Below are 25,542 nucleotides of genomic sequence, written 5' to 3'. Positions count from 1 at the left end.
ACCTCGCGCGCGGGCGCGGGCGAGGTGCGAGAGGTGGTGGGCGTGGAACCGGTCGATGTCGCGTTCGCGCTGGTGGGCGTGGGCGCCCTGCTGGCCGGGATCCTGCCCCGGGTGCTGGAGCGCCGCCCGCTGTCCATGCCGATCGCGTTCCTCGGGCTGGGCATGCTGGTCTTCCTGCTGCCCACCGGGCTGCCGTCACCGGACCCGCTGGCCCATCCGGAGCTGACCACCCACCTGACCGAGGTCGGGGTGATCGTCGCCCTGATGGGCGCCGGTCTCAAGATCGACCGGCCGTTGAGCTGGCGGCGGTGGTCGTCCACCTGGCGGCTGCTGGCGATCGCGATGCCGGTGTGCATCGCGGCGGTGACGCTGCTCGGCTGGTGGTGGGCCGGCCTGGTGCCGGCCGCCGCGCTGCTGCTGGGGGCGGCGCTGGCCCCGACCGACCCGGTGCTCGCCGCCGACGTGCAGGTGGGCGAGCCCACCGATGTGGAGGACTCCGAGGACGAGGTCCGCTTCGCCCTCACCTCAGAGGCCGGCCTGAACGACGGGCTGGCCTTCCCGTTCGTGTACGCCGCCATCGCCATCGCCACCACCAGCCTCGCCCCGGCGGACTGGCTCGCCGACTGGTTCACCGTCGACGTGCTCTACAAGCTCGTCGTCGGCGTCGGCGGCGGGTTGCTCGTCGGCTGGCTGCTCGGCAAGCTGTTCTTCCGCGCCCCCAGCGAGCTGCGGCTGGCTCGGCACGCCGAGGGCTTCCTCGCCCTGGCCGCCACCTTCCTGGCGTACGGGCTGGTGGAGGTGATCGGCGGGTACGGCTTCCTGGCCGTCTTCGTGGCCGCGCGGGCGATCCGGGCGGCCGAGCGTACCCACGAGTTCCACTCGGTGCTGCACGACTTCGCCGAGCAGGTCGAGCGGCTGCTGACGGTGCTGTTGCTGCTGCTCTTCGGCGGCGCGGTGATCGACGGCCTGCTGGCCCCGCTGACCTGGCCGGCGGCGGCGGTCGGACTGGCCCTGCTCTTCGTGGTCCGGCCGCTGGTGGCCTGGCTGTCGCTGCGCGGCGCGCCCGGCCGACCGGCCGAGCACTGGGTGATCTCGCTGTTCGGCATCCGTGGCGTCGGGTCGTTCTACTACCTGGCGTACGCCACCAGCAGGACCGACTTTCCCCAGGCCGACCTGATCTGGGCGACCGTCGGGCTGGTGGTGGTGGTGTCCGTGGTGGTGCACGGGATCGCCGCGACCCCGGTCATGCAGCTGCTCGACCGGGCGGGCGAGCGCACGAAGGAGCCGTCAGAGCGGGGCGAGCCCGCACTCGGCGGCGTCCGGGGCTGACCGCGGGGCGGGCACCGCGACCGGCGCCGGCAGGTCCAGGTGCACCCGGACGGTGGTGCCACCGTCGACGGTGCGGATGTCGACCAGGTCGCAGAGCTGCTGCACGAGCAGCAGCCCGCGTCCCCGCTCGGCCGACGCCGGGGCCGGGATCCGGCCGGCGAACGGGTCGGTCAGCGTGCCGTGACTGCTGATCTCGCAGACCAGCTCGTCCGGTGCTGCCACCCACCAGCGGGCCGTGGCCGGCCCGCCGGCGTGGGTGATCGCGTTGGCGGCCAGCTCGGTGACGGCGATCCGCAAATCGTCGACGCGGTCGGCGGGCAGTCCGGCGGCGACGGCGGTGGCGGCGACGGCGGCCCGCAGCGCGGCCAGGCCGGCCGCCTCGACCCGCAGCGTCGCCGCGTCGCCCGGGGCCGGGGGCAGCGCCTCGGCGCAGCCGGCCAGCACCGTCTCGGGCTGCTGGTAGCCGGCGCTGGGCCGGGCCAGCGCCCCGCTGCGCACGACGGGGTGGGTCCGCCCCACGTCGGCGAGGGCGTCGGCGGGCAGCCGGAAGCGGTCGAAGAGGCAGAGCGCGCTCAGCGGGTACCTCCGGAGCGCCAGATTGATCATGGCTTCGTGCTCGACGCAGTGCCGGTACGCCGCGGACCGGCGGCCCGGCCAGAGCGACTCCCCCACGATCCGCAGCCGGCGGCCGGGGAACCGGTGCACGAAGTCGCGCAGGGCGGTGGGGATGATCGCCGCCGGGTTGCGCCCGATGGTGCTCATGTCGGCGAGGGTCACCCCGGCGACCGCGCCGAGAGCGGTCCCGACCTGGGCGAGCCGGTACGCGGGGACGGCGACCAGGACCGGCTCGTCGGCGGCCCGGCCGGCCGCCACGAAGGCGGTGATGGCGTCGAGGTAGTCGTGGTCGTCGGCGTAGAGCAGCGCGTCGTGCCGCAGGCCCCGGCCGGTCACGCCGTCCCCCGCCGTCCGGAATCCCCGTCCACGTCGCGCACACCTCCCCCGAGGCGACGATACGCCCCCGCCCGGCGGCGGTGCGCGCACCGGTACCGGTCAGCCACGCACGGCGAGCACCCGCTCGGCCAGGGCGCGCCCCAGGTCCCGCCCGGAACGCCACGCGCTCTGCACCCGGGGCCGACCGAACGCGTCGCCGGCCAGCCCGACCCCGTCGTCGTCGAGGTGGTACGTCCCGTCCCCGCCGGCGGTCGGGCGGGCGTACGTCCAGCGGTGCACGTGCACCAGCTCGGCCGGCTCGGGCAGCCCGAGCAGGTCGCGGACCGCCTCCTCGACGGCCGGCCCGGCGGCGGTGGGCTGGGCCAGGTGGCCGGCGGCGAACTCCGGCGTGGTGTGCGCGACGAGCACCGGGGCGCCGTCGCCGCGCCGGTCGCCGTCATCGCAGACCAGCGCCAGCAGCGGGTGGTCGTTGACGAAGGCGCCCCGGAAGTCGGGCCAGCGGCGGCTCGGGAAGCGCAGCACCGCGGTGAGCGTCGGCGCCCAGCGCTGCTGAAGCGCGGCACGCGTCACGGCGGCCAGCTCCGGGTCGAGCAGCAGCGCCGCCTGGGGGCCGGGCATGCACAGCGCCACCGCGGCGCACCCGGCTCCGTCCACCGTCGGGCCCGGCTGCACCGTCATGACCAGCCGATCCACGTTCACCGGCAGGTCGCGGGCCAGTTCCTCGACCAGTGAGCGCAGGCCGCGCGGGGCGGCCCAGCGGGTCGGACCGGTCACCTCGCGCCGGCCGTCCGGGCCGTACGCCACGAAGGTGTCGGTCCACTCCCGGACCAGCCCGGCGGCCCGCCACCCCCGCACGACCTCGGCGAAGTCGGGGTCGTCGACGGTGAGGTACGCGGCGCCGGTGTCGGCGGGGCGGCCGTCGAAGCGGCGGCTGGCCAGCCGCCCGCCCGCCACCCGGCCCCGTTCCCGGATCTGCACGTCGACGCCCGCCCGGACCAGCTCCGTCGCGCACGCCACGCCGGCGATGCCGGCCCCCACCACGATCACGCCCGAGTTCACCGGGTGATCGTATGTGCGTCGGCGGCGGGCGGCATGAAGGACCACACCGCGGGTAGGGGTACACCTGTTCGAAGAAAGGTGGACATCATGGCCGACCGCAACAGGCAGCAGCCCGATCCGCGGGGCGCGATCAAGGACCCGGACGAGTGGGTGACCGGCGAGGAGCCGCCGACCGCCGCCCAGGAGTCGTACCTGCACACGCTGGCCCGGGAGGCCGGCGAGGAGGTGCCGGACGACCTGACCAAGGCCGAGGCGTCCCGGCGGATCGACGAGTTGCAGGAGGAGACCGGCCGGGGCCGGTGACCCTCAGCGCGGGGGCAGGCGGTGCAGCTCGACCTCGCCGAGCCGCCCCGCCGCCACCCGCGCCGTCAGATAGGTGGCGTACGGCTGGGACCGCCGGTCGGTGGGCGAGCCGGGGTTGAGCAGCCGCAGCCCGCCCGGCGCGACGCTGTCCCACGGGATGTGCGAGTGGCCGAAGATCAGCAGGTCCCGGTCGGGGAAGCGGGCCGCGCAGCGCTCCTCGCGCCGGGTCTTCGGCCCGGTCTCGTGCACCACCGCCACCCGCAGGCCGTCCAGCTCGACCCGGGCCACCTCGGGCAGTCGGGCCCGCAGCTCCGGGCCGTCGTTGTTGCCGTACACGCCGACGAGCCGGCGGGCCCGGGCGCTCATCGCGTCGAGCAGCGCCACGTCGACCCAGTCACCGGCGTGCACCACCACGTCGGCGGCCGCCACCGCCGACCAGACGGGCGCGGGCAGGTCACGCGCCCGCTTCGGTACGTGGGTGTCGGCGAGGATGACCAGGCGCATCCCGCCATTCTCCGCCAGGCATCGGGTGCGGGTGGGCACCCGGCGCGCTCAGGCGCCCTGGCCCTGGTTCTGCATCAGGCCGCCGTCCATGAAGTACGTCGACCCGGTGACGTAGTCGGCGTCGTCGCTGGCGAGGAAGACGGCCAGCTTGGCGATCTCGCCGGGCTGGGCGGCGCGCTTCCACGGGATGGACTGCACCTGTTCCTCCAGGTACTGCGGATCGTCGATGGCCCGCTGGTTGAACGGGGTGAGCACCATCCCAGGTCCGATGTTGTTGACGTTCATCCGCATCGGCGCCACCTCCAGGGCGAGGCTCTTGGCGAACTCCAACATCGCGCCCTTGCTGGTGTCGTAGTCCGCGCCGCCGGCCCGGGCCACCTCCTGGTGGATCGAGGTGATGTTGATGATCTTTCCCTGCCCGCCCTGGTCGCGGCGGTGCCGCACGAACCGGCGGGAGCAGAAGAACGTCCCGTAGACGTTGATCCGGATGGCCCGGTCCCAGGTCTCGGTGTCCAGGTCGGCGACGGGGATGCCGGAAGCGTCCACGCCGGCGTTGTTCATCAGGACGTCCAGGGTGCCGAACTCGGCGAGGGCCTCGTCGAACATCGCCTCAACCTGGTGCTCGACGCTGATGTCGCCCTGCACCACCATGGCCCGCTGGCCGGCCTTCTCCACCTCGGCCCGGGTGTGGTTGGCCCCGGCGTGGTCGTGCAGGTAGTGCACCACCACGTCGGCGCCCTCGCGGCCGAACTCGATCGCCGTGGCCTGCCCGATACCCGAGTCCGAGCCGGTGATCAGGGCGGTCCTGCCTGACAGTCGTCCGGTCATCAGCGTGCTCCCTCCCTGGGTCCCGTACCGGCCGGCACGGGCTGTCGGTCGCCTTCCCTGGCCCTGCGAGCCCGCTCGTCGGCGGCGGTGAGATGACCCGCCGCGTTGATCAGGCCGATGTGCGAGAACGCCTGCGGGAAGTTGCCGAGGTGTTCCCCGGTCGCCTGGTCGATCTGCTCGGCGTACAGCCCGAGGTCGTTCACCCGGGCGGCGAGCTGTTCGAACACCCGGCCCGCCCGGTCCCGCTCCCCCGCCTTGGCCAGGCAGCCGACCAGCCAGAACGAGCAGATGACGAAGCCCGCGGGGTCGTCGTCCCAGCGGCGCAGCAGGCCGTCGCGGGACAGCCGCCGCTCCACCACGTCCATCGTGGAGCGCATCCGCGGGTCGTCCGCCGGCAGGAAGTCCACCAGCGGCATGAGCAGCACCGAGGCGTCCAGTTGATCGGAGTCGAAGGCCCCGGTGAAGGCGCCGAGCCGCTCGTTCCAGCCGCGCGTCAGCACCGCCGCCCGCACCTCGTCGCGGGCCGCCGCCCAGCGGGCCACGTCCGCCGGGTCACCCAGCCGGGAGCCGAAACGGACCGCCCGGTCCAGCGCCGTCCAGCACTGCACCTTGGACGAGACGTAGTGCCGCTCCGCGTCGCGCGCCTCCCACATCCCGGCGTCCGGCCGCCGCCAGTCCGACACCGCCCGGTCGGCCAGCGCGCGCAGCAGGTGGCGGACGTCCGGCGACATCGGGTCCAGGTAGTACCGCATCAGCCAGGCCGCGTCGAGGACCTCGCCGAGCACGTCGGTCTGCCGCTGCCGCCAGGCGTCGTTGCCGACCAGGACCGGCCGGCTGTTGTCGTAGCCGGAGAGGTGGGCGAGGGCATGCTCGGTGAGGTCCCGTCCGCCGTCGACGCCGTACATGATCGGCACCGGCTCGTCGCCGATCCGGCCCATCGCCCGGCCCACCCAGGAGAACTGCCGGTTCGCCTCGTCCGGGCAGGCCGCCAGCCAGAGCGCCTGAAGGGTGAGGCTGAAGTCGCGCACCCAGACGAAGCGGTAGTCGTAGTTGCGGTCACCGCCCAGTTGCTCGGGCAGCGACGTGGTCGCCGCGGCCACCACCGCTCCGCTGGGCCCGTAGGTCATGCCCTGCACCACCATCGCGCTGCGCCGCACCGCGTCGCGGTAGCGGCCCTGGTAGTCGTCGTGCAGAGCCGCCCAGGACCGCCAGCCGGCGACGGCATCGGCGACCACCTGGTCGGCGTCGGGCGTGGCCGGCTGCGCGTCGCCGTAGGCCGGGGCGTGCCCGAGGGTGAAGCGGTAGGTCTCGCCGGCGCGGACGGTGATCCGGGCGGTGGCCCCGTCCTCTCCGCAGTCCAGCGCGACGTCGGCGCGCAGTCGCAGTCGGCAGCCGCCGCCGGCCGCGTCGATCACCCCATCGGAGTTCGTCAGATAGGCGCTGACCCTCCCGTACTCGAACCGGGGCTGGTAGTCCACCAGCATTGGCACCTCGCCGGCGAGTCCCTCGACCACCCGGGCGAGCACCCGCGGGGAGCGCCGGCCGATGTCGTGCCCGCGCGCCCCGGGCTCCAGCGCCAGGGCGTCGGTGACGGCCACCGCGCCGGTCGTGGTGGTGAAGACGGTACGCAGCACCAGCGTGTCGTCCAGGTAGGAGCGTTCGCTGGTGTACCCGCCCTCGGGCTGGATCGACCAGTGCCCCGCCCGGTCGTCGAGCAGCCGCCCGAACGCCGACGGCGCGTCGAACCGGGCGGGGCACCACCAGTTCACCGAGCCGGCACGATCCACCAGCACGGCGCTGCTGCCGTCGGCCAGGAACCCGTGCTCACTGATCCGTCCGCTCTGCACGCCGGTGCCTACCCGGGCCGGCGAAGCAGCATTCCTCGACGTCGGCGGCGGTTGGGCGTTACCGGTGGGGACCGTCGGGAAGACGGGTGGCCGACGAAGGAGGCAGCGATGACCAGACCCTCGAACCCGACCGCGGCCTGGCGTCCCGGGATGCCGGGCGACGAGAACCTCCCGTCCGGTCCGGCCGGCCGGCCGGCCGCGCCCAGCGGTGACGGGCACGGCCCGCAGACCGGGCCGCCCACCGTGACGATCGGCTCGTACCCGGACTATCCGTCCGCACAGCGGGTGGTGGACTACCTGGCCGACAACCGGTTCCCGGTGGAACACACCGCGATCGTGGGGACGAACCTGACCCTGGTGGAGACCGTGCTCGGCCGGTTGACGACCGGGCGGGCCGCGTTGCTCGGCGCGGGCACCGGAGCCTGGTTCGGGCTCTTCATCGGGCTGCTGTTCGGCATCTTCACGGTCGGCAACTGGCTGGCGGTGATCCTGGTCGGGCTGGTCATCGGCGCGATCTGGGGTGCCGTCTTCGGCGCGGTCGCGCACGCCATGTCCGGCGGTCAGCGCGACTTCACCTCGGCCAGTTCGCTGCGCGCCGGCCAGTACGCGGTCACCGTGGACGCGAACCTCGCCGACCAGGCGCGTCAGCTGCTGGGACGGATGCACCTCACCCCGACCGGCGCGACGGCCCGCTGAGCACGTACCCCGACGCCCCGGCGCATCGCGCGCCGGGGCGTCGCGGCGTGGGTCAGGCCCGGTGGTACGCCAGCTCGCCGGCCCGGACCGGCACGTCGACCCGATTCTCCGGCGGGGCGAGCGGGCAGGCCCACCGGTCGTCGTAGGCACAGCTGGGGTTGTAGAGGTAGTTGGCGTCCAGGCGTACCCGCCCGCCGGGCAGCACGGTGAGCCCCCGGCCATACGTGCCCTTGACGGTGTCGGTCAGGTACCGGCCGCCACCGTAGCTCTCCCGGCCGCTGGTGCCGTCGCGCAGCGGCACGAAGAGCCCGCCCCCGTACGCCTCGATCCACCACAGGGTCAGCGGGCCCCACGGGGTCTGCGCCACCGCCACCCGCCGGTAGGTCACCACGCCGTCCGGGCCGCCGGTGTCGATGCTCTCGGTGCCCGAGGCGGGGCGCAGCGGCGCCTCCACGACGGCGTCCCGGTTCGGCGGGAACCAGCCCAGCCCGGTGAAGGCCGCCCGGTCGGCGGCGGGCACCGGACTCTGCGGGTGCCCCGCGAACAGCTCGTCGCGGGCCGTCCGGAAGCCGGCCAGGTCGAGGTCGGAGAGGTAGAGCCGGGCCACCCGCTCCCGCCAGTCGAGCAGTTCGAGATCGTCCACCCGCCGAGCCTAACCGGGCCCGGGTCAGGGGTCGGTGGCCAGCCGGGCGTGCAGGTGCTCGTCGTGGCGGCGGCCGTCGCCGTACCGGTGGGAGTCACGCATGGTGCCCTCGATCGGGTACCCGGCCCGCGCGGCGACCCGGCAGGAGGCCGGGTTGGCGACCGCGTGGCAGAGCTCGATGCGGTGCACCCCCAGGTGGGCGAAGGCCCACCCGCCGAGCGCGGTGACGGCCCGGGAGGCCACTCCCCGGCCCCGCGCGGCGGCGGCCGTCCAGTAGCCGATCGAGGCGTTGCCGTCGTGGATCTGGAAGAGCGAGGCCCCGCCGAGCAGGGTGCCGTCGGCGGCGTCGGTCACCGCCAGGGACAGCCGGTCCACCGCCGTCGGGTCCGCGCGCCGACGCAGCCACTCGCGCGCCCCGGCCTCGTCCCGTACGCCCTGCGGGTTCCACCGCTCCACCTCGCGTTCCCGCAGCGCCCTGAGCACGGCGGCGGCGTCCCGCGTCCGCCAGGCGCGCAGCAGCAGACCGGGGGCGGTCAGCTCGACGGGATCCACGGGCCGGAGTGTGGCACGGCGTGCCGCCGGCCCGCCCGCGCTTTCCGCCGATCGCGTTCCTTCACAACTGAAGCACCCGGCCGCTCGATTGCGCTCCGCCGGTCGTCGACAGCTCGAAGAAAGCTTGTTTAAATTTAAAGGAGTGCTACAGTCGTAGCCGTGACGGAGGGTCTGGACAGCGCGCGGATGGCCGGCTGGCGCGCGTACATCGAGGCGAGCCAGCGGTTGTTCACCCAGTTGGAGGACGACCTGCGCGCCGACCGCGGCCTGAGCTTCGCCGACTACCACGTGCTGGTCCTGCTCGCCGAGGCGCCGGGGCAGCGGCTGCGGATGGGCGAGCTGGCCGACCGCCTGGTCTTCTCCCCCAGCCGGCTGACCTACCAGATCACGTCCATGCAGCGGCGCGGCCTGGTCGCCCGGGAGTCCTGCCCGCAGGACCGCCGGGGCAGCGAGGCGGTGCTGACCGCCGCCGGGCTGCTCGCCCTGCGCGAGGCCGCACCGGGGCATCTGGCCTCGGTCCGCCGGCACCTGATGGACGACCTCGACGACGCCGAGGTCGCCACCCTGACCCGGGTCTTCGAACGACTCGGCCGGCGCCTGCGCGCCGACCGCGACGCGTCGTCCACCCTGAGCGACTAAGGAGTTCGCGATGCCCGCCATCACCGTCGACGACGTCCTCGTCCTGCCCCGCCTGCCCCGGCTCGACGAGAGCACCAGCTTCCGTCCGGTGCGCCGCCTGATCACCGCCCCGCGCGGCTACGAGGGCGAAGGCTTCCCGGTGCGCCGGGCCTTCGCCGGGGTGCCGATGACCGAGCTGGACCCGTTCATCCACCTGGACCAGATGGGTGAGGTGGACTACGCGCCGGGCGAGCCGAAGGGCACCTCGTGGCACCCGCACCGCGGCTTCGAGACCGTGACCTACATGATCGACGGGATCATGGACCACCAGGACTCGCAGGGTGGTGGCGGCACCATCACCAACGGCGACACCCAGTGGATGACCGCCGGCCGTGGCCTGCTGCACATCGAGGCGCCGCCGGAGCACCTGGTGATGAGCGGTGGCCTCTTCCACGGCCTCCAGCTCTGGGTCAACCTGCCCAAGGTGGCGAAGATGAAGCCGCCGCGCTACCAGGACATCCGTGGCCGGGAGGCGGCGCTGCTCACCACGCCGGACGGCGGGGCGCTGATCCGGGTGATCGCCGGCGAGGTGGCCGGGCACCGGGGTCCGGGCTCGACCCACACCCCGATCACCATCGCGCACGTGACGCTCCAGCCCGGCGCCGAGCTGAGCCTGCCCTGGCGGCCGAACTTCAACGCGCTGGTCTACGTGCTGGGCGGCCGCGGCACCGTCGGCACCGACCGGCGGCCGGTGCGCACCGGCCAGCTGGCCGTGCACGGCCCGGGCGACGCGCTGCGGGTCACCGCCGACGCCCGGCAGGACGCCCACACCCCGGCGCTGGACCTCTTCATCATGGGTGGCCGGCCCATCCGGGAGCCGGTGGCGCACTACGGGCCGTTCGTCATGAACACCCGCGCCGAACTGGTCCGGGCCTTCGAGGACTTCCAGGCCGGCCGGCTCGGGGTCGTCCCCGCCAAGCGGCTGCCGCACACCGGCGGCCAGGGCAGGCGTCCCTGATCGCACGCCGGGGCGCCCCGGTCCACCGGGGCGCCCCGCGTCGGTCTCAGGAGACGGCGAAGATTCCGGCGACCCCGAGGATCACCATGAGCAACACCGCCAACAGCGCACCCCGTTCACTCTCCACCGCCTGAGGGCGGTACTCGGTCACGGGGTTCGTCGTCTCGGCGGGCATGCTGTGGCCTCCTCGGTGTGCGCGTCTCGGGTCCGACAGGTGCCACCACCAGGGCACGCGGAGCAGGCCCGGCGTGCGTACCGGCGGCAGGACACCTACCGTGAGGACGTTGTCGACGACCTCGGGGGGCTGGAACGTGGCGACGCAGGATTGGTTCCTGACCGCTGACGAACGCGCCAACCCGGTCTCGGTGTTACCCGTCTGGACGGCGGGAAACCTCGCCGAGCCGTTGATTCACGGTGCGGCGTACTTCGACCGGCTGGTCGACGAGGTGGAGGCGCTGCGCGCCGGTGACCACCTGTTCTTCACCGACTGGCGTGGCGACCCGGACCAGCGGATGCGCCCGGAGGGCCCGACGGTGGTCCAGCTCTTCGCCCGGGCCGCCCAGCGGGGCGTCGTGGTCAAGGGGCTGATCTGGCGCTCCCACCTCGACGCCCTCTCCTACAGCGAGACGGAGAACCGCAGCCTCAGCGAGGCGATCTGCGCGGCCGGCGGCGAGGTGCTGCTCGACCAGCGGGTCCGGCGGGGCGGCTCGCACCACCAGAAGCTGGTGGTGCTGCGACACCCCGGCGCCCCGGAGCGCGACGTCGCCTTCGCCGGCGGCATCGACCTGTGCCACAGCCGGCGCGACGACGCGGCGCACCGGGGCGACCCGCAGGCCGTGCGGATGTCCCCCCGGTACGGCCCGCACCCGCCCTGGCACGACGTGCAGCTCGCCGTCCGCGGCCCGGTGGTCGGCGCGCTGGACACCACGTTCCGGGAGCGCTGGACGGACCCGATGCCGATGGACTCGGAGAACCCGCTGGCCTACCTGCGCGACCGGCTGCGCGGCGCCGACCTCAGTCCCGATCCGCTGCCCGAGCAGCCGGCCGACCCGCCGCCCTGCGGCCCGCACCGGATCCAGGTGCTGCGCACCTACCCGGCGGTACGCCCCCGCTACTCCTTCGCCCCGGACGGCGAGCGCACCGTGGCCCGCGGCTACACCAAGGCGGTACGCCGGGCCCGCCGGCTGATCTACCTGGAGGACCAGTACCTGTGGTCCACCGAGGTGGCCGAGCTGTTCGCCGACGCGCTGCGCGACAATCCCGACCTGCACCTGGTGGCGGTGGTGCCCCGCTACCCGGACGTGGACGGCCGGCTGGCCCTGCCACCGAACATGGTCGGCCGCGAGCAGGCGCTCTCGCTCTGCGACAAGGCCGCCCCCGACCGGGTGCACGTGTTCGACCTGGAGAACCGCGAGGGCGAGCCGGTCTACGTGCACGCGAAGGTCTGCGTGGTCGACGACGCCTGGGCGAGCGTGGGCAGCGACAACTTCAACCGCCGGTCCTGGACGCACGACAGCGAGCTGTCCTGCGCGGTGCTCGACGACACCCGCGACGAGCGCGCGCCCACCGATCCGACCGGCGCGGGCGACGGCGCTCGGGTCTTCGCCCGGGAGCTGCGGCTGCGGCTGTGGCGCGAGCACCTCGACCGCGACCCGGACGGCGGTGAGGACGCCGACCTGCTGGACCCGGAAGCGGCGGTGAAGGCGATCACCTCGGCGGCCGACGCCCTCCAGCGGTGGTACGACGGCGGCCGGCAGGGCCCCCGGCCCCCGGGCCGGCTGCGCCCGCACCGGCCGGAACGGCTGCCCTGGCTGACCCGGCTCTGGGCGCTACCGGCGTACCGGCTGGTCTACGACCCGGACGGCAGACCGCTGCGGGCCCGGCGCGCCGGCACCTGGTGAGGCGTCGCCACGCGCCTCCGCCCGCGCCTGCTGCCCGGGGTACGGGGTCAGCCCACCCGGGTACGCGAACGCGGTGCGTGGGGCGTAGAAGCCCCAGGTGATCAGCAGCGGGTTCTCCGGGCGCAGCGCGTAGACCGGGTGCCCGGGCTCCAGGAACTCCACCGATTCGATCTCGAAGGGGTCGACCGTCTCGGAGATGAACGGGTAGACGGAGCTGACCAGCTGCCCGGCACAGCGGGTGAAGTAGCGGTTGTGCCCGGCGTGGACCACGTGCCCGGTCTCGCCGATCCGCGCCCGGGCGCGGATCAGCGGCGACCCGTCGGCCACGGTCTCGGCGACCAGCGCCTCGCCCCGCACCTCGATGGTGGTCCGGCCGAGCACCGCGGGAGCGCCGCGGGCGGCCGCGTACTCCCGCACCAGCGGGCTCGAGGTGACGTAGTGCGTCCACCAGCCGCCCGGCCTCACGCCGCCGGGCGCGTTCACCCCGTCCAGGGCCACCCCGAGGTAGGTCAGTGAGTAGGCGCCGAAGCCGGAGGTCTGGGCGGCGTCCTCCACCACGTACTGGTTCATGAAGACCTGCCGGTCCCGGCGCGGCCGCAGCCCGGGCGGCACGAGCGCGGCGACGGCGTCCGGATCCGCCGGCAGCCAGCTGAAGTGCAGCGTGCGACTGTCGACGACGAGTTGCGGATCCGCGGGGTCCAGCACGACGCCTCCGTACCGATGGGTGTAGGGCGACGCTACGTGCGGTCCTGTCAATGGGACAAGGACGGAAAGCCGACACTCGTCCGCCATGTCGGTTCCGCGATTGACCGTCCGGTCGAGCAGGCGGGGCCAACCGGACCGGACGAACGGGTGTCCGTCGGACACCGCCATCGGTCGAGCGACCCGGTAACCGTGATCACAAACCCGCGAGTTTATGCCCGGTACACACCTTTGATGGCTCAAAATTACTTAAGTACATCGTCCTTTCGGCTAGATTTCGTCAAGCCGATCAGGCTAAGGTGAGTCCCGAACGGACCATCTGAAGCTAAACCAAAGCGTCACGTCTTTTTGTCCGCGGACGAGGTGCAGGGAGGACCACCCATGACCGCGCCAGCGACCACCGAGCAGCCGGCCACCGCCGCGCCGAGCACCGAGAAGCTGGACCCGCGCGCGCTCACCGACAGCGCCGCCGACCTGCTCAACGCGATGGCCGCGCTGCCCGCCAACCATCCGTCCCGCGCCGCGATGCGGGACCGGGCGATCGAGGCCTGGCTGCCGCTCGCCAACCACCTCGCCCACCGCTACAGCGGTCGTGGCGAGCCCACCGACGACCTGGCGCAGACCGCCGCCGTCGGCCTGATCAAGGCGATCGACAAGTTCGACCCCTCCCGCGGCGTGGACTTCGCCGGCTACGCCATCCCGACCATCATCGGTGAGCTCAAGCGGCACTTCCGCGACCGCACATGGGACATCCGGGTGCCCCGCCGCCTCCAGGAGCTGCGGCTGGCCATCTCCGACGCCAACAGCTCGCTGCTGCAGACCCTCGGCCGGTCGCCGACGGTCGCCGACATCGCCGCCCACCTCAAGCTCACCGAGGAAGAGGTCCTGGAAGGCCTGGAGGGCGCCCGCGCGTACAACGCGGTCTCGCTGTCCACCCCGACCGGCGACGGCGACCGGGCGACCGAGCTGGGCGACATGCTCGGCGGCGAGGACAGCGAGTTCGAGCTGGCCGAGCTGCGGGTGGCCCTCGGCCCGGCGCTCGCCACGCTCGACGAGCGTGAGCAGAAGATCCTCACCCTGCGCTTCTACGGCAACCTGACCCAGTCGCAGATCGCCGAGCAGATCGGCGTCTCGCAGATGCACGTCTCGCGGCTGCTGGCCCGGGCGCTGACCAAGCTGCGGGGTCAGCTCGACGGAACCTACTAGGGTGCGCTGACGGCGGCCGGGTCGGCGGACCCGGTCACCGTCGCGTCCTTCGGGCCCGGTCGGCGGTTCGCCGACCGGGCCTTTCCGTGCCCATACCCCACACCGCGGGCCGCGCGCATCCGGCGAGGCGCCCCGCGCCGCACGGTCTGCGGCGTGTCGCGGTGTCCGGGGCGGCCGACATGCGGGCGCGCATCCGGAGGACGTCCCGCGCCGCACGCTTTGCGGCGTGTCGCGGTGTCGGGGGCGGCGGATACCGCGACACGCCGCAAACGGCGCCGCGTGCCGACGGCCGGCGCTGGCCGTCGCCCGGCGCCGGCCGTCGGGCACCGCGAAGGCCGGCACCGGCGGTCGCGGGTGCCGGCCTTCGGGGCCAGTGCTCAGCGGGCGCCCGGCTCCCGCCACATCGGGTAGAACGGGGAGCCGTCGGGCAGCCGGAACGGCTCGCCACCCCGGTAGCCGTGCCGGGCGTACAGGTCGCGGCTGCGCTCGCTGCTCGCCTCCAGGTACGCCGGCACGCCCGCCGCGTCCAGCGCCGCGTGGTGGTGCCGCAGCAGGGCGGTGCCGACGCCCCGCCCCTGCCGCTGCGGGGCCACCGCCAGGAATGCCAGGTGGTGGTGGTCGTCGTGCGGGTGGTGCGCCTCGAACAACGTGTCGAGGTGCTGGAACCGCTCGGTCCACTCGCCGCAGGCCGCGGCCAGCCGCTCGTCGTAGTCGGCCGGTGGCGGCGCCGGGTCGCCGGACTGCGGGAACCAGACCGCGACGCCGGACCGGTCGACGGTGGCCTGGACCAGGCCGTGCCGCATCGCGTGGTCGACCAGGATCTCGAAGTTGTCCGCCAGCACGGCCTCCCGCTTCGCGGCGTCCGGCACCAGCCACCGCGTCGCCGCCAGGTCGTGGAACGCGCCGGCGATCCGCTCGGCGACCGCCCGGGTCTCCGCCGGCCCGAGCCGCTCGACGGTCAGCCCGGTCACCGCCGCACCCCCGCCCCGGCCGGCGTCGGCTGGCCCGGCTCCGGCAGCACGGCCACCGCTGCGCTCTCCGCGCCCAGGCCGATCCGCGCGTACACGTCGGGCCGGCTGCGCCGCAGGAACAGGCCCCAGAGCACGCCGAGCAGCGCGGCGACCGGGTAGACCGCGGGGATCGCCCAGCGCAGCGGGGAGTCCGGCGCGACGCCGAGCAGATTGGCGAAGTTGTCCAGCGCCAGCACGATGATCACGGCCAACGCGACCGCCGCCAGGCCCGGGGCGATCGCCCGCCGCCACAGGGTCTCCCGTACCCCCTGCCGGGCGAAGAACGAGATCACCGCGACCGAGGTCGCCGCGATCAGCAGCAGCACGCCGAAGCCGCCGCCGGTGCCGGCCCAGTAGAACAGCTTCAGCACCGGATCCCAGCCGTTCACCGCGTAGAGCACGATCACCAGCAGACCGAGGACGCTCTGCGCGAGCGACGCCACCCGGGGCGACCCGGTGCGCGGCGAGGTCTGCCCGAACGCGGCGGGCAGCACCCGCTCCCGGCCGAGCGCGAAGGCGTACCGGGCGGTGGTGTTGTGGAACGAGATCATCGCGGCCAGCACCGAGGTCACGAAGAGCGCCTGGCCGATCAGCACCGCGGTGTCGCCGAGGTGCTCGCCGGCCAAATTGAAGATGAGCAGGACGCTGTCCTCGCCGGCCCGCTCGGCGATCCGGTCCGGCCCGGTGGCGACCGTCATCGTCCAGGACGACAGGGCGTAGAGCGCCGCGATGATCGCGATCGAGAGGTAGGTGGCCATCGGCACCGTCCGGCGCGGGTCCTTGCTCTCCTCGCTGAACACCACCGAGGACTCGAAGCCGACGAAGCCGGTGATGGCGAGGACGAGCACCGCCCCGGCGCCCGGCACGAAGAGGTTCTCCGGCGACAGCGCGGCGACGCTGACCTCTCCGCCGGCCGGGTGGGTGAGCTGGGCGAGGTCGTAGCCGACGATCACCGCGATCTCGGTGACCAGCAGCACGGCCAGCACCAGCCCGTTGATGTCGACCCGCAGCAGGCCCAGCACGGCGACCAGGCCCCAGGCGACCAGGGCCACCACCCACCACTGCGGGTGGCCGCCGAAGAGCCGGTCGAGCACCGGCTCGGCGGCGATGCCGATGGTGCCGTAGAGCCCGACCTGCAGGGCGTTGTACGCGATCAGCGCCACCCAGGCCGCGCCGACGCCGGCCGGCCGGCCCAGCCCGCGGGAGATGTACGCGTAGAACGCGCCGGCGTTGGCGACGCGGCGGGCCATCGCCACGTAGCCGACGGAGAAGAGCACGAGCACCGCGGCGACCGCCAGGAAGGCCAGCGGGATGCCGGTCACGCCGGTGACCGCGTACCCGGTGGTGACCACCCCGGCGACCACCGTGAACGGCGCGGCGGCGGAGAGGACGAAGAAGATGACCGAGGGGACGCCCAACCGGCCACGGGCCAGGGCGTCGGAGACGTTGCTGGGGCGTTTCGGCGTCGACGTGGGAGACATGGGGGCGACTCCGGTTCGAGGGGGGATGAGGGGGGATGGTGGTGGCGCAGATCAGGGGATGCCGCGCAGCACGGCCGCGCCGACCGCGGCTTCGGTGTGCGCGACGAGTTCCCGCAGGGGGGCGGGCAGGGCGGGGATGAGCACACCGAGCCGGTGGTGCGCCCGGGGTCCGGCACTCCAGAGCACCTCCCGGCTCAGCCCGGCGGCGCAGACCAGGCCGAGCAGGACGGCGTCCGGCACTCCCGGGGGATCCGGCCGTTCCAGCAGGGCGCGCAGCCGGGTGGCCGGCCAGGCCACCACGTTGAGGTCGATCGGGACGTAGCTGACGCTGGTGCGCAGCAACCGCCGGCTCTCCTGCCGGCGCAGCACCCCGGCGCGGGCCAGCCGCTCCCCCACCGACGTGGTCGCCGTCTGGGCCAGGAAGCTCAGCCAGGTACGCAGCGACTGGTGCTGCGACTCGCCGTTCAACTGGTCCAGCACGGTGTGCGCCAGGGCGTCCGGCGGTGGACGCCGGTCCAGCACCGTGACGAGCCCGCCGGAGACGGTGATCTGTCCGAACAGGATCAGTTCGCCGAGGAGGGCGCCGGCGAGCCCCAGCCCGGTCGCGGCCGGGTGCAGTTTCGCCTTGCCCCGGCTGTCGTTGTGGGCGATGAGGAAGAACTCGTCGGCGATGAGCAAACGAGCCTCCAACGCGGGTTGTCCACAAGTGATCGACGCCGGGTGACAGGATGCCCGCACCCTCCGGCCATTGCAACTCCCGGATTCGATGGTTGCACTCCGTACTGGCGCGACCTGCGGATCTTGCCGTGCCAGACTCAGAGGGTGACCGCCAGCCCCACCGTCCGCCGCCGCCGGATCGCCCGCGAACTTCGTCAACTGCGCGAGCGCGCCGGCATGACGCTCGACGTCGCCGCCCGCCAGCTCGACATGTCCAAGAGCAACCTGTCCCGGATCGAGAACGCCCAGATCGGCATCAAGCCGCGCGACGTACGGGCCGCCCTGGCGCTGTACGCGGTCACCGGCGCGGACGCGGAGGCGCTGATCGAGATCGCCCGCGGGGCGCAGCAGCGCGGCTGGTGGCAGAACTACAGCGACGTCCTACCGGAATGGTTCGAGTTCTACGTCGGACTGGAGGCCGAGGCGGCGACGCTGCGCACGTACGAGGCGGAGTCGGTGCCCGGTCTGCTCCAGACCGAGGCGTACGCGCGGGAGATCTACCGGCGCACCGCGGGCGAGGAGGGGCTGGAGCGCAAGGTCGCCGCCCGGCTGCGCCGACAGGAGGTGCTGCGCCGGGAGTCCCCGGTCCAGCTCTCCGTGGTGCTCAACGAGGCGGTGCTGCTGCGCCCGGTCGGCGGGGCGGCGGTGATGGCCGAGCAGCTGACCCACATGGCTCGGATCGCACAATCACCGAACGTGACTATTTACGTACTTCCATTCACGGCCGGGGCGCATCCGGCGATGAGCACCCCGTACGTCATCCTGCAGTTCGCCGACGCCGCCGACGCCTCCGTGGTTTACCTGGACAATCTCACGATGGGGCTGGCTCTGGAGGATGCCGGTCACGTGCGCGGGTATAGCCTTGTGCACGAGGAGCTGTGCCGGATGGCACTGGATCCGGCGGACTCCGTGGCCCGCCTGGAGGCCGCTTCTCGTAACTTTGCGTGACCGCATCGCGGCACGCCCGCAGAAGACGAGAGGTACGGGGATGACCGCGCTCGACCTGACCCGGGCGGACTGGCGCACCAGCACGCGCAGCAGTGGCAACGGAAACTGCGTGGAGGTCGCCACCGTCGACGGTCGGGTCGCCGTCCGCGACAGCAAGGACCGGGGCGGGCCGGTGCTGGTCTTCTCGTCCGCGACCTGGGTCGCCTTCGTCACCGGCGTCGACGCGGTGCGCCCCGGCTGACCGCCGGGTGCCACAGTGGGCACCGTGCTCTCCGACGTACCCCTGAGACTGCCGGTCAGTCCGGTCCTGCCGGCGCTGGTCGCGGCGCTGGCCGAGGCCGGCGGCGCGGTGCTGGTGGCGCCGCCTGGCACCGGCAAGACCACGCTCGCGCCCCTCGCGGTGGCCGACCGGGTCGAGGGCCGGGTGGTGGTGGCCCAGCCGCGTCGGGTGGCCGCCCGCGCGGCGGCCCGCCGGATGGCCGACCTGCTCGGTGAACGGGTCGGCGGACGGGTGGGGTACGCGGTGCGCGGGGAGCGCCGGGTCGGCCCCGGCACCCGGATCGAGGTGGTCACCACCGGCCTGCTGGTCCGCCGGCTGCACCACGACCCGGAGCTGCCCGGGGTCGGCGCGGTGCTGCTCGACGAGGTCCACGAGCGGCAGCTCGACGCGGACCTGGCGCTGGCCTTCGCGGTGGACTCCCGGGCCGCCCTGCGCCCCGACCTGTGGCTGCTGGCGATGTCGGCGACGCCGGAGGCGGACCGGTTCGCCGCGCTGCTCGGCACGGACCGGCCGGTCCCGGTGGTCCGGGCCGAGGCGGCGCTGCACCCGGTCACCCGAATCTGGGCGCCCCCACCCCGGCCGGTGACCCCACCCGGCGCCGGTCGGGTGGACCCGGCCCTGCTCGACCACGTGGCGGCCACCGTCCGGCGGGCGCTGCACGAGCGCGAGGGGGACCTGCTGGTCTTCCTGCCCGGGGCCGGCGAGATCGCCGGCGTCGCCCGGCGGCTGGCGGACCTGACCGACCGGGTGGCCGTCCTGCCGCTGCACGGGCGGCTGCCCGGCGCCGCGCAGGACGCGGCGCTGCGGCCGGCCGACCGCCGCCGGGTGGTGCTGGCCACCTCGGTGGCCGAGAGCAGCCTCACCGTGCCCGGCGTCCGGGTGGTGGTGGACGCGGGGCTGAGCCGGGTGGCCCGCACCGACCTGTCCCGCGGCCTGGGCGCCCTGGTCACCGTCCCGGTCTCCCGGGCCGCCGCCACGCAACGCGCCGGCCGGGCCGGGCGGGAGGCACCCGGCCACGTCTACCGCTGCTGGTCCGCGGCCACCCACGAGCGGCTGGCGGCGCAGCCGGAGCCGGAGATCGCCACCGCCGACCTGACCGGCTTCGCCCTGGAACTGGCGGCCTGGGGCAGCCCGGACGGCACGGCGCTGGCCCTGCCCGACCCGCCGCCGCCGGCGGCGCTGACGGTGGCCCGGGAGACGCTGGCCAGCCTCGGTGCCGTCGACGCGGACGGCCGGATCACCGGGCGGGGCCGGGCGATCGCGGCCGCCGGCGCCCATCCCCGGCTGGGCCGGGCCCTGCTCGACGGTGCGCCGCGGGTCGGCGCCGACCGGGCGGCGGAGCTGGTCGCGCTGCTGGCCGAGGAGGGCCTGACCGGCCGGGACGACGACCTGGTCGCCGGCTGGCGGCGGCTGCGCGGCAACGCCGATCCGGGGGCCACCGCCCGCTGGCGGGCCGAGGTACGCCGGCTGCGCGCCGCCCTGCCCACCGCTCCCGGTGCCGGGGGCCGGGACCACCTGCCCGACGACCTGGCCGCCGGGCTGCTGGTGGGGCTGGCGTACCCGGAACGGCTGGCCCGGGTCCGCCGGGCCGGCGGGAGGTCGTACCTGATGGCGGGTGGGACCGCGGCGGAGCTGGCGCCCGGGTCGGGGCTGGCGGGCGTCGACTGGCTGGCCGTCGCGGTGGCCGACCGGTCACCCGGGGCGCCGACCGCCCGGGTGCGGCTGGCGGCGGGGTTGGACGAGGCCACCGCCCGGGAGGCGGGCGGACCGCTGCTGCGCGAGGCGCGGGAGGTCGGCTGGGTCGACGGTGACGTGGTGGCCCGGGAGGTGGTCCGGCTCGGTGCGATCGAGCTGCTGGCCCGCCCGCTGGCCCGGCCGGAGCAGACGTTGCTGGCGGCGGCGCTGCGCGACGGGCTGCGCCAGGAAGGCCTGTCGGTGTTGACCTGGACGCCGGCGGCCCGCGCGCTGCGGGAGCGGATGGCGTTCTGCCGGCGGGCGCTCGGCGAGCAGTGGCCCGAGGTCAGCGACGACGCGCTGCTCGCGGCCGTCGACGACTGGCTCGGCCCGGAGCTGGCCGCCGCGCGACGGCGGGCCGACCTGGCCCGGATCGACGTGGCCGCCGCGCTGCGCCGGCTGCTGCCGTGGCGGCAGGCGGCCCGGCTGGACGAGCTGGCGCCGGAGCGGATCGAGGTCCCCAGCGGCTCGAAGATCCGGGTCGACTACGCGGACCCGGCGGCGCCGGTGCTGGCGGTGAAGCTTCAGGAGACGTTCGGCTGGCCGGCGGCGCCCCGGATCGCCGACGGCCGGGTGCCGGTGCTGCTGCACCTGCTCTCCCCGGCCGGCCGGCCGGTGGCGGTCACCGCCGACCTGGCGTCGTTCTGGCGTACCGGATACCCGCAGGTCCGCGCCGAGCTGCGCGGCCGCTACCCGCGCCACCCGTGGCCGGAGGACCCGGGCAGCGCCACGCCCACCCGGCACGCCACACCCCGGCGCCGCTGAACCGGCTCCGGCTCACTCCTCGACGATGTCGGCGATCAGCACGGTGACGTTGTCCGGGCCGCCGGCCCGCAGCGCGAGGTCGATCAGACGGCGGGCGCACAGCTCCCGGTCGGCGGTCTCGGCCAGCACCTCGGCGAGGGTGTCCGGGCGGACCACGTTGGAGAGGCCGTCGCTGCACAGCAGCCAGCGGTCCCCCGCCCAGGGGACCATGGTCGCGTACGTCGGGGAGACGTCCTCGCCCTGGAGCGCCTGGGTGACCACCGCCCGCCGGGGGTGGCTGGCGGCCTCCTCGGGGCTGATCACGCCCTGGTCGACGAGCATCTGCACGAAGGTGTCGTCCCGGGTGATCTGCTTGAGCGTGCCCTCGCGGAACAGGTAGGCCCGGGAGTCGCCGATGTGGGCCAGGGCGAGGCAGCTGCCGGTCCGGGAGAAGAGCAGGGCGGTCAGTGTGGTGCCCATGCCCTGCCGTTCCGAATCCTCGGCGACCGCCTGGCGGATCCGCGTGGTGGCCAGCTCGATGCCGCTCTGCAGCGCCGCCACCAGAGCGTCCTCGGGGGTCTCCACGTCCAGGGGCGCGATCGCGTCGATGGCGATCCGGCTGGCCAGGTCGCCGGCCGCCATCCCGCCCATGCCGTCGGCGACGGCGACGAGCCAGGCACCGGCGTGCAGGGCGTCCTGGTTTCCGCTTCGGATCAGCCCACGGTCGCTCGTCCCGACGGAACGAAGCTTCAGGGTCATGGGAGGCAGCCTGCCAGGCGAAGGCCGCTGTTGTCTCTAGGAGATCAGGACGACGGGTCGTGGCGCGGCGAATCTCACTGTCCTTCACGTTCCCGGGGGTCGTCCACCTCGGCCGGAAGGTCATCCAGCCCGATCAATTGACATCGACGAGATGCGCTGGAAACATCGGGCGGTGGTGGGAGCGCTCCCAGGTACCGCTCCCTCCCGACCCCCACCGCTCCCCCGCCCGGAAGGAATCCCCCGTGATCCCAATCCGACGCCAACACCTCGCGTTGCTGGCGGCGACCGCCCTGGCCCTCACCGGCGCCGGCACCGGCGTGGCCCGCGCCGAGGTCCCGCCGGACGCCCCCGAACAGCTCAGCAACGGCGACTTCAGCGCCGGTGTCTCCCCCTGGTTCTCCTACGGCACGGGCGCGCTGGACGCGGCCGACGGCCGGCTCTGCACCACCGTCCCCGGCGGGTCGGCCAACCCCTGGGACGCCGGCATCGGCCAGGACGGGGTACGGCTCAACGCCGGCGCGGAGTACCGGCTCGGCTTCGACGTCTCCGCCACCCCCGGCACCGCGATCAAGGCCGTCCTCCAGCTCGGCAGCGCTCCCTACACCACGTACGCGGCCGTGGGCGCCACCGCCGGCCCCGAGAGCACCCGGGTCGAGCAGACCTTCACCGTGCCCGACGACAACCCCGCCGCGCAGCTGATCTTCCAGGTCGGCGGGTCCGCCGCCGAGCAGCGGATCTGCCTCGACAACGTCTCGCTGCGCGGCGGCGAGGCGGCCCCGCCCTACCAGCCGGACACCGGCCCCCGGGTGCGGGTCAACCAGGTCGGCTACCTGCCGGGCGGGCCGAAGAACGCCACGGTGGTGACCGAGGCGACCGACCCGCTGCGCTGGGAGCTGCGATCCGCGGCCGGCGCGGTGGTGGCCAGCGGCGAGAGCACCCCGCGCGGGGTGGACGCCGCCTCCGGGCAGCACGTGCAGACCGTCGACTTCTCCGCGTACCGCACGCCGGGCACCGGCTACACGCTGGTCGCCGACGGCGAGACCAGCCACCCGTTCGACATCTCCGGCGGCCTTTACGACCGGCTGCGTGCCGACTCCCTCCAGTTCTTCTACGCCCAGCGCAGCGGCACCCCGATCGACGGCGACCTGATCGGCGCCGAGTACGCCCGCCCGGCCGGCCACGTCGGCGTCGCGCCCAACCAGGGCGACACCGAGGTGCCCTGCCAGCCCGGCGTCTGCGACTACTCCCTCGACGTGCGCGGCGGCTGGTACGACGCCGGCGACCACGGCAAGTACGTGGTCAACGGCGGCATCGCCACCTACCAGCTGCTGAACACCTTCGAGCGGACCAAGACGGCGGAGACCGCCGACGGCGGCGCGGCGCTGGGCGACGCGACCCTGCGGGTGCCCGAGCGCGGCAACGCGGTTCCCGACGTGCTCGACGAGGCCCGCTGGGAGCTCGAGTTCCTGCTGCGCATGCAGGTGCCGGCCGGCCGGCCGCTCGCCGGGATGGCCCACCACAAGATCCACGACCGGAACTGGACCGGGTTGCCGCTGGCCCCACACGAGGACCCGCAGCCGCGCGAGTTGCACCCGCCGTCCACCGCGGCCACCCTCAACCTGGCCGCCGTCGCCGCCCAGTGCGCCCGCCTCTTCGCCCCCTACGACGCGGCCTTCGCCGCCCGCTGCGGCACCGCCGCGAGGACCGCGTACGCGGCCGCGAAAGCACACCCGGCGATCTACGCCAGCGCGGCCGACGGCACCGGCGGCGGGGCGTACGACGACACCACCGTCACCGACGAGTTCTACTGGGCGGCGGTCGAGCTGTACCTGACCACCGGGAAGAAGAGCTACCTGGACGACCTGACCGCCTCGCCGCACCACACCGGCGACGTCTTCGCCGCCGGCGGGGCCTTCGGCTGGCAGAGCGTGGCCGCCCTCGGCCGCCTCGACCTGGCCACCGTGCCGAACGGCCTGCCGGCCGCCGAGAAGGCCCGGATCCGCGCCTCGGTGACCGAGGCCGCCGACCGGTACCTGGCGGCGCTGCGCGCCCAGGCGTACGGCCTGCCGCTGCCCGCTGACGCCGGCAACTACGTGTGGGGCAGCAACAGCAACGTCGTCAACAACGCGATCGTGCTGGCCACCGCCTTCGACCTGACCCGGAAGGCGACCTACCGGGACGGGGCGGTGCAGGCGACGGACTACCTGCTCGGCCGCAACGCGCTCAACATGTCGTACGTGACCGGCTGGGGCGAGCAGCACGCACGCAACCAGCACAGCCGCATCTTCGGCCACCAGCTGAACCCCGACCTGCCGAACCCGCCGGCCGGTTCGCTGGCCGGCGGCCCGAACGCCGCCCTCCAGGACCCGTACGCCGCCCAACTGCTCGCCGGCTGCAAGCCGATGTTCTGCTACGTCGACGACATCAACTCGTACGCGACCAACGAGGTGGCGATCAACTGGAACTCGGCGCTGGCCTGGCTCGCCTCGTTCCTCGCCGACCAGGGCGACGCCGGGGCGGTACCGGCGCAGAGCTGCGCCGCCACGTACCAGGTGCACGGCGCCTGGCCGGACGGCTTCAACACCCAGGTGACGATCCGCAACACCGGCACGAGCGCGGTGAACGGCTGGACCGTCCGGTACGCCTTCACCGGTGACCAGAAGGTCGAGCAGGCGTGGACGGCCCAGGTCAGCCAGTCCGGCGCCACCGTGACGGCCCGGAACCTGGCGTACAACGGAAAGATCCCGCCCGGCGGCAGCGTCACCTTCGGCCTGCTCGGCAAGGCCGGTACCCTCGCCAACCCCACCCCCAACCTGATCACCCTCAACGGCGCCGCCTGCACCCCGTCCTGACCCCTCATTCCGGCACGCCACGCGCCGGTCACGATCCGCGCACGTTCAGGGAAAGAGTGGCCTCCCGGCTCCGGGAGGCCACTCTTTCCGTGAAACTGCCGCCACTCCGGGCCGGCGGTCGGCGACCGCCCGCTCGCCCGTCGCCCTGCGCATCGCGACCCGGTCGGTCATGTCGAGGCCCAGCGCCGCCTCGGCCGCCAGCACCTCCGCCAGGCCGGGGCCGACCTGTGCCGCTGACAGCTCCACGAACCCGCACCGGGCGTAGTACGGCGCGTTCCACGGCACGCTGCGGAAGGTGGTCAGGGTCAGCGCCGGCAGGCCCCGCCGCCCCGCCCAGCCGGCAACGTGGTCGAGCAGCCGCCGGCCGACGCCCCGGCGGGCGTGGCTGGGGTGGACGCTGAGCTGCTGGACGTGGGCGCAGCCGTCGACCAGGTGCGCCACGGCGAAGGCGATCGGCTGGTCGTCCGGCCCGAGGGCCACCCAGACCCGGCCGGCCCGCTGGCAGTCCCCGAGCACATCCAGGTCGAGCGGCGGCGCGTCGGCGATGTCGACCATGCCGATCTCCCGGAACGGCGCGCCGGAGGCCACCTCGATCCGTTGCAGGTCGGCGAGTTCGTCCATCCGGGCCGTTCTGATCCGCTCCACGGCCCAGACCCAACCAGCTGCGGCGCATGCCGCCCACCGAATTTCGGGCCGCCCGGCCGACCTGGACCGCCCGGCTCGGACCGGCAGCGGTCACGCCGCCCGGCCCGCGCCCGGGCGGCGGCGGTCAGGCCGACGAAAAACGGCGGCGGTCGGGGCGGCCCGGTGGGGCGTCCGCGCCCGCTGCGGAAGGAACGGACGCCCCAGGGTGTACGGGT

Annotated in this window: 25 protein-coding genes; 11 read left to right on the top strand and 14 right to left on the bottom strand. The window is 74.3% G+C overall.

The genetic code is table 11. The features are described from left to right. The first annotated feature begins 42 nt into the window (after positions 1-42). A complete protein-coding gene (locus tag ACTMTB_RS21390) occupies positions 43-1,329 on the top strand; it encodes a cation:proton antiporter (protein ID WP_280837235.1) in 1,287 nt (428 codons plus the stop codon). Here ACTMTB_RS21390 and ACTMTB_RS21385 read toward each other — a convergent pair. Next, entirely contained in the window at positions 1,288-2,280 is a 993-nt protein-coding gene (locus tag ACTMTB_RS21385; protein ID WP_441148047.1) for an anti-sigma factor RsbA family regulatory protein, read from the bottom strand. The two genes, ACTMTB_RS21390 and ACTMTB_RS21385, sit on opposite strands and share 42 nt — an antisense overlap. Before the next feature lie 99 nt (positions 2,281-2,379). Continuing rightward, positions 2,380-3,327, bottom strand: a complete 948-nt coding sequence (locus tag ACTMTB_RS21380; RefSeq protein WP_441148134.1) for an NAD(P)/FAD-dependent oxidoreductase — start codon at positions 3,325-3,327, stop codon at positions 2,380-2,382. A gap of 99 nt (positions 3,328-3,426) precedes the next feature. Between ACTMTB_RS21380 and ACTMTB_RS21375 the strand changes: the two genes are divergently transcribed. Next, complete coding sequence (locus tag ACTMTB_RS21375) at positions 3,427-3,642, top strand: DUF3072 domain-containing protein (RefSeq protein ID WP_210777358.1); 216 nt, start codon at positions 3,427-3,429, stop codon at positions 3,640-3,642. Between the two features lie 3 nt (positions 3,643-3,645). Here the strand turns inward: ACTMTB_RS21375 and ACTMTB_RS21370 are convergent, their stop codons facing one another. From ACTMTB_RS21370 to ACTMTB_RS21360, 3 genes are read right to left on the bottom strand one after another with little or no spacing between them, the layout of a single operon-like run. After that, positions 3,646-4,146 carry a metallophosphoesterase family protein gene (locus ACTMTB_RS21370; RefSeq protein WP_441148046.1) on the bottom strand — a complete coding sequence of 167 codons (501 nt, stop codon included), beginning with the start codon at positions 4,144-4,146 and terminating at the stop codon, positions 3,646-3,648. Positions 4,147-4,194: 48 nt separating this feature from the next. Then, complete coding sequence (locus ACTMTB_RS21365; RefSeq protein WP_280837238.1) at positions 4,195-4,974, bottom strand: glucose 1-dehydrogenase; 780 nt, start codon at positions 4,972-4,974, stop codon at positions 4,195-4,197. Further along, the gene (locus ACTMTB_RS21360; RefSeq protein WP_441148045.1) at positions 4,974-6,821 is read right to left on the bottom strand and encodes a glycoside hydrolase family 15 protein; all 1,848 of its coding nucleotides are present in this window, start codon (positions 6,819-6,821) and stop codon (positions 4,974-4,976) included. Before ACTMTB_RS21360 ends, ACTMTB_RS21365 begins: the two co-directional genes overlap by 1 nt. Positions 6,822-6,929: 108 nt before the next feature. Here ACTMTB_RS21360 and ACTMTB_RS21355 point away from each other — a divergent pair, with 108 nt between their 5' ends. After that, positions 6,930-7,517 carry a general stress protein gene (locus tag ACTMTB_RS21355; protein ID WP_154938322.1) on the top strand — a complete coding sequence of 196 codons (588 nt, stop codon included), beginning with the start codon at positions 6,930-6,932 and terminating at the stop codon, positions 7,515-7,517. Positions 7,518-7,569: 52 nt separating this feature from the next. On the opposite strand, the gene ACTMTB_RS21350 is transcribed toward ACTMTB_RS21355, so the two are convergent. Next, a complete protein-coding gene (locus tag ACTMTB_RS21350; protein ID WP_441148044.1) occupies positions 7,570-8,160 on the bottom strand; it encodes a DUF1684 domain-containing protein in 591 nt (196 codons plus the stop codon). 24 nt (positions 8,161-8,184) lie between these two features. Further along, positions 8,185-8,712 (bottom strand): GNAT family N-acetyltransferase, encoded by a 528-nt coding sequence (locus ACTMTB_RS21345; protein WP_441148043.1) that lies wholly within the window; start codon positions 8,710-8,712, stop codon positions 8,185-8,187. 186 nt (positions 8,713-8,898) lie between these two features. On the opposite strand from ACTMTB_RS21345, the gene ACTMTB_RS21340 reads away from it, so the two are divergent. Further along, on the top strand, positions 8,899-9,351 hold the full coding sequence (locus tag ACTMTB_RS21340) for a MarR family winged helix-turn-helix transcriptional regulator (protein WP_247658476.1): 453 nt from the start codon (positions 8,899-8,901) through the stop codon (positions 9,349-9,351). A 10-nt stretch (positions 9,352-9,361) separates the two neighbouring features. Next, positions 9,362-10,348 (top strand): pirin family protein, encoded by a 987-nt coding sequence (locus ACTMTB_RS21335; protein WP_441148042.1) that lies wholly within the window; start codon positions 9,362-9,364, stop codon positions 10,346-10,348. A 46-nt stretch (positions 10,349-10,394) separates the two neighbouring features. Here the strand turns inward: ACTMTB_RS21335 and ACTMTB_RS21330 are convergent, their stop codons facing one another. Next, positions 10,395-10,523, bottom strand: coding sequence for a hypothetical protein (locus ACTMTB_RS21330; RefSeq protein WP_257028442.1), 129 nt, complete (start codon positions 10,521-10,523; stop codon positions 10,395-10,397). Positions 10,524-10,659: 136 nt separating this feature from the next. Between ACTMTB_RS21330 and ACTMTB_RS21325 the strand changes: the two genes are divergently transcribed. Further along, complete coding sequence (locus ACTMTB_RS21325; RefSeq protein WP_441148133.1) at positions 10,660-12,249, top strand: phospholipase D family protein; 1,590 nt, start codon at positions 10,660-10,662, stop codon at positions 12,247-12,249. Here ACTMTB_RS21325 and ACTMTB_RS21320 read toward each other — a convergent pair. Next, the gene (locus ACTMTB_RS21320; protein ID WP_441148041.1) at positions 12,178-12,954 is read right to left on the bottom strand and encodes a hypothetical protein; all 777 of its coding nucleotides are present in this window, start codon (positions 12,952-12,954) and stop codon (positions 12,178-12,180) included. The genes ACTMTB_RS21325 and ACTMTB_RS21320 overlap by 72 nt on opposite strands. Positions 12,955-13,332: 378 nt before the next feature. Here ACTMTB_RS21320 and ACTMTB_RS21315 point away from each other — a divergent pair, with 378 nt between their 5' ends. Beyond that, a complete protein-coding gene (locus ACTMTB_RS21315; protein WP_441148040.1) occupies positions 13,333-14,157 on the top strand; it encodes a SigB/SigF/SigG family RNA polymerase sigma factor in 825 nt (274 codons plus the stop codon). Between the two features lie 377 nt (positions 14,158-14,534). On the opposite strand, the gene ACTMTB_RS21310 is transcribed toward ACTMTB_RS21315, so the two are convergent. The 3 genes from ACTMTB_RS21310 to ACTMTB_RS21300 are packed head-to-tail and all read right to left on the bottom strand — an operon-like array spanning position 14,535 to position 17,326. Further along, entirely contained in the window at positions 14,535-15,128 is a 594-nt protein-coding gene (locus tag ACTMTB_RS21310; RefSeq protein ID WP_441148039.1) for a GNAT family N-acetyltransferase, read from the bottom strand. After that, positions 15,125-16,648 carry an APC family permease gene (locus ACTMTB_RS21305; RefSeq protein ID WP_441148038.1) on the bottom strand — a complete coding sequence of 508 codons (1,524 nt, stop codon included), beginning with the start codon at positions 16,646-16,648 and terminating at the stop codon, positions 15,125-15,127. The genes ACTMTB_RS21310 and ACTMTB_RS21305 overlap by 4 nt, the downstream gene beginning before the upstream one ends. A 51-nt stretch (positions 16,649-16,699) precedes the next feature. Next, positions 16,700-17,326 carry a GOLPH3/VPS74 family protein gene (locus ACTMTB_RS21300; RefSeq protein ID WP_441148132.1) on the bottom strand — a complete coding sequence of 209 codons (627 nt, stop codon included), beginning with the start codon at positions 17,324-17,326 and terminating at the stop codon, positions 16,700-16,702. Between the two features lie 144 nt (positions 17,327-17,470). Between ACTMTB_RS21300 and ACTMTB_RS21295 the strand changes: the two genes are divergently transcribed. The 3 genes from ACTMTB_RS21295 to hrpB are packed head-to-tail and all read left to right on the top strand — an operon-like array spanning position 17,471 to position 21,092. Next, the gene (locus tag ACTMTB_RS21295; RefSeq protein ID WP_088962881.1) at positions 17,471-18,313 is read left to right on the top strand and encodes a helix-turn-helix domain-containing protein; all 843 of its coding nucleotides are present in this window, start codon (positions 17,471-17,473) and stop codon (positions 18,311-18,313) included. 40 nt (positions 18,314-18,353) lie between these two features. After that, positions 18,354-18,554: a DUF397 domain-containing protein gene (locus ACTMTB_RS21290; protein ID WP_441148037.1), complete on the top strand. Its 201-nt coding sequence runs from the start codon at positions 18,354-18,356 to the stop codon at positions 18,552-18,554. Positions 18,555-18,578: 24 nt separating this feature from the next. Beyond that, on the top strand, positions 18,579-21,092 hold the full coding sequence (hrpB, locus tag ACTMTB_RS21285) for an ATP-dependent helicase HrpB (RefSeq protein ID WP_441148131.1): 2,514 nt from the start codon (positions 18,579-18,581) through the stop codon (positions 21,090-21,092). A 12-nt stretch (positions 21,093-21,104) separates the two neighbouring features. Here hrpB and ACTMTB_RS21280 read toward each other — a convergent pair whose 3' ends face one another. Then, on the bottom strand, positions 21,105-21,830 hold the full coding sequence (locus ACTMTB_RS21280) for a PP2C family protein-serine/threonine phosphatase (protein ID WP_441148036.1): 726 nt from the start codon (positions 21,828-21,830) through the stop codon (positions 21,105-21,107). Positions 21,831-22,072: 242 nt separating this feature from the next. Here ACTMTB_RS21280 and ACTMTB_RS21275 point away from each other — a divergent pair, with 242 nt between their 5' ends. Then, entirely contained in the window at positions 22,073-24,682 is a 2,610-nt protein-coding gene (locus ACTMTB_RS21275; RefSeq protein WP_441148035.1) for a glycoside hydrolase family 9 protein, read from the top strand. A gap of 45 nt (positions 24,683-24,727) precedes the next feature. Here the strand turns inward: ACTMTB_RS21275 and ACTMTB_RS21270 are convergent, their stop codons facing one another. Next, entirely contained in the window at positions 24,728-25,327 is a 600-nt protein-coding gene (locus ACTMTB_RS21270; protein ID WP_441148034.1) for a GNAT family N-acetyltransferase, read from the bottom strand. Positions 25,328-25,542: the final 215 nt, after the last annotated feature.

Origin of the sequence: Micromonospora sp. L32 (assembly GCF_052068055.1) — a bacterium.
In the GTDB taxonomy this organism is placed as follows: domain Bacteria; phylum Actinomycetota; class Actinomycetes; order Mycobacteriales; family Micromonosporaceae; genus Micromonospora; species Micromonospora purpureochromogenes.
Note: the sequence above shows the minus strand (reverse complement) of the source record. Positions and strands in the feature narration are given on the sequence as shown.